The following is a 6830-nucleotide window of genomic DNA, read 5'->3' as shown; positions in this document are numbered from 1 at the left end:
GTCTTAAGACGTGGGAGAGTAGGTCATCGCCAAACCTAATAAGTTCCTAGACTACAGTATCTCTCGACGATGATCAGATTAACAAAACCGCCGCAGCTCAATGCTGCGGCGGTTTTGTGTTTGAGGGGGCTTTCCGGCGGCCTTCGAACTTTGGCGGCGCGAACGTTAAGCGTGCCAGGAAAAATCTCAAGAAAAATTACCTTTTTCTGTTCGAATGCGCTTGCAGCTCCCGCGCTATAAGTCTAAACGGAGGGCATTGGCGCGGGATGGAGCAGCCCGGTAGCTCGTCAGGCTCATAACCTGAAGGTCGTAGGTTCAAATCCTACTCCCGCAACCAATATTAGCGAAGTATCGCTTTCAGAAAGACCCGCCCTTGCCGGCGGGTCTTTCTGCATTCGGGGGGATGTCTCCTTGCTTTACCCCTGTTCAAATTCGTATTCCGCCGGCTTTGCGAAGAGGACTATTTGTGTTGGTAGAAGGGAAGAGAGTTTAGCACAGGGGCGGGTTAGCGGTTCAGCGCCCGGTTCGAGCGTCTCTCATTGTTCTGCGCCTCACCGTATCTGCCGCCGCAGCAACCAGACGAAAAACACGCCGCCGATCAGTCCCGTAACAATACCGATGGGCATATCGTCGGGGGCCATGATGGTTCTGGCCACGATGTCCGCCCATAAGAGGAACACCGCGCCGCATAGGGCTGAGATGGGCAGCAGGCGACGGTAGTCGCCGCCGACCATGAGGCGCACGATGTGGGGGATCATCAGGCCGACGAAGCCGATCACCCCTGAGAAAGCGACCATGACCCCCGTGATCAGGGCGCCAATGACAAAGATCGTAAGCCGGAAACGCGCCACGGGGATGCCGAGGGTGGTGGCGGTTTCATCGCCGACGGTCATGGCGTTCAGGTGGCCGGATCTGAACCAGAGGTAGGCGCCGCAACCCAGTAGGATCACGGCGGGGTAGATGAGTTGGTCCCATCCCGCCAAGCCGAGGCCGCCGAGCATCCAGAACACCACCGTATGTGTGGCCCGTGGATCGCCAAGGAAGATCAGCACATTGGCGGCGGACATGACGATGAAGGACACGGCGACGCCAGCCAAGACCAGCCGGTCGGCGCTGGTGGCGGCCGCGAATTGCGTGACGGCAAGAACGATCAGTATCGCCCCGAGCGACCCGAGGAAGGCGAGCAGGGGGACGGTCAGCCCTCCGAGGAACAGCCCCGTGTGCAGTAGGGCAAGAATGGCGCCGAATGCGCCACCTGCCGAAATGCCCAGCAGATGCGGGTCTGCTAGCGGATTGCGGGTGACGGCCTGAAGGCTTGCGCCGACGATCGCCAATCCCGCCCCGACCAAACAGGCGAGGATGGCCCTCGGCAGGCGGATGTTCCAAACGATGGCCTCCCGCCCGGCGGACCAGTCCACGGCCACGGCGCCGGGGGCGGCCTTGTTGACCAAGATGCCCCAGACGGTTTTGACGGGGACCACGACGGCCCCCACGCTCACCGCAATCGACAGCGATGCCAGCAGGATCGCGATGCCGAACAGGCAAGTGATCCACACCCCCCGCGTGGGTTTCCGAGGCGCTATCGATCGCGGTTTAAACGTCATGAATGCTCACTGCCCCCGAAACGCGGTGGCGAGGGTTTTGACCGCTTCGATGTTGCGCGGGCCGGGTGTGGCCTCGACATATTCCAGCACGACGAAACGGTCGTTGCGCACGGCATCGATGTCGGCGAAGGCGGGGTTCTCCATCATGAAAGCGCGCTTTTGATCGGCGGTGACTTCGCCGTAATTGACGATCACGATGACTTCGGGGTCGCGCGCGACCACGGCCTCCCAACCGACGGTGGCCCAGCTTTTCTCAAGGTCGTTCATGATGTTCGTGCCGCCTGCGGCCTCGATCAAGGCGTTCGGCATGGCATAGGCCCCGGAGGTGAAGGGCACATCTTCGCCGCTGTCATAGACAAAGACCCGGGGGGCGGTCTCAAGCGGGGGCAGCGCTGCTAGGAATGCGTCGAGTTCGGCTTGGTAGCCTTCGATCAAGCGCTTGGCGCGATCGGAGACGTCGAAGATCGTGCCGAGATTGCGCAGATCGTTATACATATCCTCCATCGCGGATGGGGCCTTTTGACCGATATGGATGCAGCTTTCGGTGAGTTCGTAGACTTGAATGCCGAAGGGGGCGAGCGTTTCCGGCGTCACCTCGCCGCCGACCTTCATGCCGTAGTTCCAACCGGCAAAGAAGAAGTCGGCATCCGCCCCGATCAGCACCTCCCGCGAGGGGTATTTCGACGACAGTTCCGGCAGCGCCGCGACACCTGCTGTCATCTCTTGGTCCAGTTTGTTCCAGCCCGAGATGCCGGTATAGCCCACCATGCGGTCTGCAAGGCCAAGCGCGAGCATCATCTCAAGCAGGTTCACGTCATTGGCGACCGCAGCTTGGGGCGGGTGATCGAAGGTGACTTCGCGGTCACAGCTTTGCACGGTGGTCTGGGCGAAGGCCGATCCGGCGATCATCAGGGCGGCGAGGGTGGTGAGCATCAGTTTCATAAGAGTTTTCCGTTTCAATCTGGAAGGGCAAAAAAGAAACGCGCCGCGCCGCTGGGGGTGAGCCGCTCGCGCTGCGCGTCGACGCGAAATGTTTTTGAGACGAGATCATCGGTCAGAACCGTATTTGGCGGGCCGAAGCCCTGCGGATAGCCGTCTTTCAGCACCAGCACCTCGTCACAGATGCCATCGGCCATATTGAGATCATGAAGCGAGACGACGATGGTCATGTTCAAACCGCGGATCAGGGACACGATTTCAAGCTGGTGGCGTATATCGAGGTGGTTGGTCGGCTCATCCAGGACCAAGACCTGCGGCTCCTGCGCCAAGGCGCGGGCGACCATGACGCGCTGCCTTTCCCCGCCCGAAAGGGTGCCGACATCGCGGTCGGCGAGGGGGCGCAGGCTGAGCCGGTCCAAGACGCGATCGATGATCTGCTCATCTTTCCGGCTTGATGACGAAAACGCCGCGCGATGAGGCGTGCGGCCAAGGCGGACGATCTCCAAGACCGTTAGCCCAAAAGACGGCGTCTGTTCTTGCAAGACGGCGGCGATGCGCCGCGCGGCGGCACGGGCGGAGAGGGACCAGATATTCTGCCCGCCCACATGGATCGACCCCGTCTGGGGCGGTTGAAAACGGTAGAGCAGGCGCAAGAGGGTGGATTTGCCCGCGCCATTCGGCCCCAGCACGCCCAGAACGCCACCCGCTGCGACGTTAAAGGACGTAGGGTGCAGAACGGGCTGACCCGATTTTCCCGGCGCCCAGCTTACATCCTTTACCGCAAGATCGGCGGCCCTCATGAGGCGCGCAGGTGGCTGGGTTTCAGCTCGATCATCGCTGCGGGCACCCGCGCAAGGGTGGATTTGCGCAGTTTGCCGGGGCGGTCCAGCGAAGAGCACCAGCCGTCATTCAATGTGGCATAGTGCCGGGCGAAGGCCACAAGGTCATCGATGTCTTCGTCAGGGTCGATATCACCAAAGAGGTAGGTCGCCTTTGCGCTGGCGTGATAGGCCACCGTGCAGGGGCGGTCGCAGCCCGCCATACAGGCCACGCCCGCGACCTCGAAATCCTCGGGGATCGCCGCGCCGGCTGCCGCGATTGCGGCGCTCAGCCTCTGGATCAGGTCAAAGCCCGGGCGGCAATCCGTGCCTTTGTGTTTGCATGAGGTGCAAACCGTAATCCTGTGGTTTTGATGCGTATCCATGTCGCCCTCCGCGAACGCGCGGGGGATCGAGCAGCCATGTTCTACAGCAGGGGAGTTTTCCTGTCGCCATCATGTTCTCCTAACCAGACACCCCGTCTGGGTTGAGTTGCAATTGCGGCCCCTCTCGGTGCCGGTGATGGCAGGTCTCCTGACTCGCGGATCGACGCTCGCCCGAACCTTCCCAAGCCTTAAGCTCAGTGGTTTTTGTCGGGGTCACTCACCGCTCACAGTTGCGGGGGCAGTTACGGTTTCGGCGCGCGCTGCTTGCCTTACCGTATTCCCTTTTCATCCCAGACGCCGCTGCGGCGGCTGGAAACCATCGCCATAATCTGTGGCCGAAGAGCCATGCCGGGTCAAGCTGCTATCCCGCCTGTCGCCCAGGCCCATCGCGCCGGGCGCGCAGCATATCGAGGCTCCGGTTCAGTTCGGGGTTGGTCATGTCGCGGGCGATGACGACAATGCGGGACTGCTGGTCGTCCTTTGGCCAGTCGCGCAAGGGGACGGGCGGGTCGAAAAGATGCTGCACGCCGTGAAAGACGAAGGGGGTGGGGACGTCTTCCAGATGCACAATGCCTTTGACCCGCAAAAGATCGGACCCGCGCAGCCTGACCAGCGTGTCGAGCCAAAGGTCGAAAGCCTCGGCCGGGATCGGTGCGTCTAGAACGATGGAGGCCGACCCGATCCGCGCATCATGTTGGTGGGTTTGCATCATGGGGGCGGATGCCGTGGGCGCGGCGAAGCCCGAGAGGTTGTCGAGCGGATCGGACTTCTCGACGGGCGTGAGCCATTCCATAACGTTGCCCGCATCAACCGCCCGCCGCATACCGCTGAGCCCCCAGAGCGATGCAATCGGGATAAGTCCGCGTTCGGCCTTGATGATGCGCGCCGTTTGGTTGAGGTCGCGCAGCCTGCCTTCAAAGGCGGCAAGCGCTTGCTGGGTCACCAAGTCGGATTTGCTGAGCACCAGCAGGTCTGCCATCGCCACCTGCGAGACGGCTTCGAACTGCTGATCCAGCGTGTCCGGCCCATTCGCGGCATCGACGACTGTCACAACCCCGTCCACGCGGAATTTGCGGGCCAGATAGGGATCGGCCGAGAAGGTCTGGAGAATGGGGCCGGGGTCGGCCAGCCCCGTCGTCTCGATTACAACGCGGTCGAATTGCACGCGCCACGTCTGCCTGCGGCGCTTGAGGTCTTGCAGCGTCCGCGACAAATCCCCCCTGATCGAGCAACACAGGCAGCCCGATTGCATGAGAATGACCTCTTCGTCGGCGGTTTCGATCAGGTCGTGGTCAAGCCCGGCCTCGCCGAATTCGTTCACGACGACTGCGATTTTGGGGGCCTCTTCGCTTGCGACGATGTGGTTGAGCAGCGTGGTTTTCCCTGCGCCGAGGAAGCCGGTCAGCAGGGTGACGGGGATACGTTTGTCGGTGGCGGGCATGGTTTGCGGGCTCTGCTATGGATAATCTGGGTAACGTTATAACATCACAATATGTGGTGCAACCCGTAGGCCGATGCCCCGCGCGTGCCAAATCCATGCGCTCAGCGCCCAAATTTTGGCAGCTCCACCTCAAATTGCCCAATCGAAGGGCGTTGTCGCTGCGCCGCAGAAAGCGACCTTGGGTTAGGGCTTGTTGCAACGCGCCCTGAAATTGAGGCTGCAGGGGCCTCGCTATGGGGCGGCGCCAAGGGAGTTGTCCGGCAAGGGGGGCATCCGCGCGCGATAACAATAAACGCTGTGTGGAAGAGGCATCATCGCGTCTTTGCTTTTCCGCACACCAAACGGGGATACCGTCATGAAATTTTCCACCAAACGCACAGTCACGGCGACCGCTGCCCTTCTGCTCGCAGGATCAGCCGCCGCTGCGGCCTGCGACGATCCGATCAAGGTTGGCGTGCTGCACTCCCTCTCGGGGACGATGGCCATTTCTGAGACGACATTGAAAGACACGATGGAGCTTTTGATTGCGCAGCAGAACGCCGCGGGCGGCTTGCTGGGATGTGAGATCGAAGCGGTCGTCGTCGACCCGGCTTCCGACTGGCCCCTGTTCGCCGAAAAGGCGCGTGAGCTTCTCACCGTCTCGGAGGTGGATGTCATCTTTGGCTCTTGGACCTCGGTCTCGCGCAAATCCGCGCTGCCCGTTCTGGAAGAGCTGAACGGCCTGATGTTCTACCCGGTCCAGTATGAGGGCGAGGAAAGCTCGCGCAATGTGTTCTACACCGGTGCGGCCCCGAACCAGCAGGCGATTCCGGCCACCGATTATTTCCTTGAGGAATTGGGCGTCGAGAAATTTGCGCTGCTGGGCACTGACTATGTCTATCCCAGAACCACCAACAACATTCTTGAGCAATATCTGCTGGATAAGGGCATCCCCGAAGAGAACATCTTCGTCAACTATACGCCTTTCGGCCATTCTGACTGGTCCACGATCGTGTCGGATGTGGTCGAACTGGGGGCGGATGGCTCGCAGGTGGGCGTGATCTCAACCATCAATGGCGATGCGAATATCGGCTTTTACAAAGAACTGGCCGCGGCGGGCATCTCTGCCGATGACATTCCGGTCGTCGCCTTCTCGGTCGGGGAGGAAGAGCTTTCGGGCCTCGATACCGCTGACCTCGTGGGGCACCTCGCGGCGTGGAACTACTTCCAATCGGCTGAATCCGAGCAGAATGACGAATGGGTCGCTGCCTGGAAAGAGGCGATGGGCGAAGACCGGGTGACCAATGACCCGATGGAGGCGCATTACATCGGTTTCAACATGTGGGTGAACGCGGTCACCGAAGCAGGCACCACGGATGTGGATGCGGTTCGTGCGGCGATGTATGGGCAGGAATTCCCCAACCTCACCGGCGGGACGGCTGTCATGCTGCCCAATCACCACCTCGCCAAGCCTGTGTTGATCGGTGAAATCACCGAAGACGGCCAATTCGACATCATCAGCCAGACCGAAGAAGTGCCGGGCGATGCATGGACGGATTTCCTGCCTGAATCGGCGGTTCTGGTCTCCGATTGGAAAGACCTCGAATGCGGCATGTACAACAGAGAGACTGAGACCTGCGTTCAGTTGACTTCGAACTACTGA

Annotated in this window: 6 protein-coding genes, 1 tRNA gene and 1 riboswitch; of the genes, 2 read left to right on the top strand and 5 right to left on the bottom strand. The window is 60.9% G+C overall.

Annotation, left to right across the window (positions count from 1 at the left end):
• Window positions 1-260 precede the first annotated feature (260 nt).
• Window positions 261-337: transfer RNA gene (locus ACGYLQ_RS14580), tRNA-Met, on the top strand.
• Between the two features lie 214 nt (window positions 338-551).
• On the opposite strand, the gene ACGYLQ_RS14575 is transcribed toward ACGYLQ_RS14580, so the two are convergent.
• The 5 genes from ACGYLQ_RS14575 to ACGYLQ_RS14555 form a co-directional block, all read right to left on the bottom strand.
• Complete coding sequence (locus ACGYLQ_RS14575) at window positions 552-1556, bottom strand: FecCD family ABC transporter permease (protein ID WP_394443577.1); 1005 nt, start codon at window positions 1554-1556, stop codon at window positions 552-554.
• A gap of 54 nt (window positions 1557-1610) precedes the next feature.
• Window positions 1611-2546: an ABC transporter substrate-binding protein gene (locus ACGYLQ_RS14570; RefSeq protein WP_394443576.1), complete on the bottom strand. Its 936-nt coding sequence runs from the start codon at window positions 2544-2546 to the stop codon at window positions 1611-1613.
• 14 nt (window positions 2547-2560) lie between these two features.
• Window positions 2561-3343, bottom strand: coding sequence for an ABC transporter ATP-binding protein (locus tag ACGYLQ_RS14565; protein ID WP_394443575.1), 783 nt, complete (start codon window positions 3341-3343; stop codon window positions 2561-2563).
• Window positions 3340-3747 (bottom strand): DUF1636 family protein, encoded by a 408-nt coding sequence (locus ACGYLQ_RS14560; RefSeq protein WP_394443574.1) that lies wholly within the window; start codon window positions 3745-3747, stop codon window positions 3340-3342. Before ACGYLQ_RS14560 ends, ACGYLQ_RS14565 begins: the two co-directional genes overlap by 4 nt.
• A 120-nt stretch (window positions 3748-3867) precedes the next feature.
• A riboswitch (cobalamin riboswitch) is annotated at window positions 3868-4083 on the bottom strand.
• 25 nt (window positions 4084-4108) lie between these two features.
• Window positions 4109-5188, bottom strand: coding sequence for a CobW family GTP-binding protein (locus tag ACGYLQ_RS14555; protein WP_394443573.1), 1080 nt, complete (start codon window positions 5186-5188; stop codon window positions 4109-4111).
• 355 nt (window positions 5189-5543) lie between these two features.
• Here ACGYLQ_RS14555 and urtA point away from each other — a divergent pair, with 355 nt between their 5' ends.
• Window positions 5544-6830, top strand: a complete 1287-nt coding sequence (urtA, locus tag ACGYLQ_RS14550; RefSeq protein ID WP_394443572.1) for an urea ABC transporter substrate-binding protein — start codon at window positions 5544-5546, stop codon at window positions 6828-6830.

The organism is Sulfitobacter sp. 1A12779 (genome assembly GCF_043557315.1).
GTDB lineage: Bacteria > Pseudomonadota > Alphaproteobacteria > Rhodobacterales > Rhodobacteraceae > Sulfitobacter > Sulfitobacter faviae.
Note: the sequence above shows the minus strand (reverse complement) of the source record. Positions and strands in the feature narration are given on the sequence as shown.

Bases quoted from the DNA above. Each gene is read 5' to 3' on its own strand.
- ACGYLQ_RS14570 (WP_394443576.1), bottom strand. From the start codon at position 2,546: ATGAAACTGATGCTCACCACCCTCGCCGCCCTGATGATCGCCGGATCG.
- ACGYLQ_RS14565 (WP_394443575.1), bottom strand. From the start codon at position 3,343: ATGAGGGCCGCCGATCTTGCGGTAAAGGATGTAAGCTGGGCGCCGGGA.
- ACGYLQ_RS14560 (WP_394443574.1), bottom strand. From the start codon at position 3,747: ATGGATACGCATCAAAACCACAGGATTACGGTTTGCACCTCATGCAAA.
- ACGYLQ_RS14555 (WP_394443573.1), bottom strand. From the start codon at position 5,188: ATGCCCGCCACCGACAAACGTATCCCCGTCACCCTGCTGACCGGCTTC.
- urtA (WP_394443572.1), top strand. From the start codon at position 5,544: ATGAAATTTTCCACCAAACGCACAGTCACGGCGACCGCTGCCCTTCTG.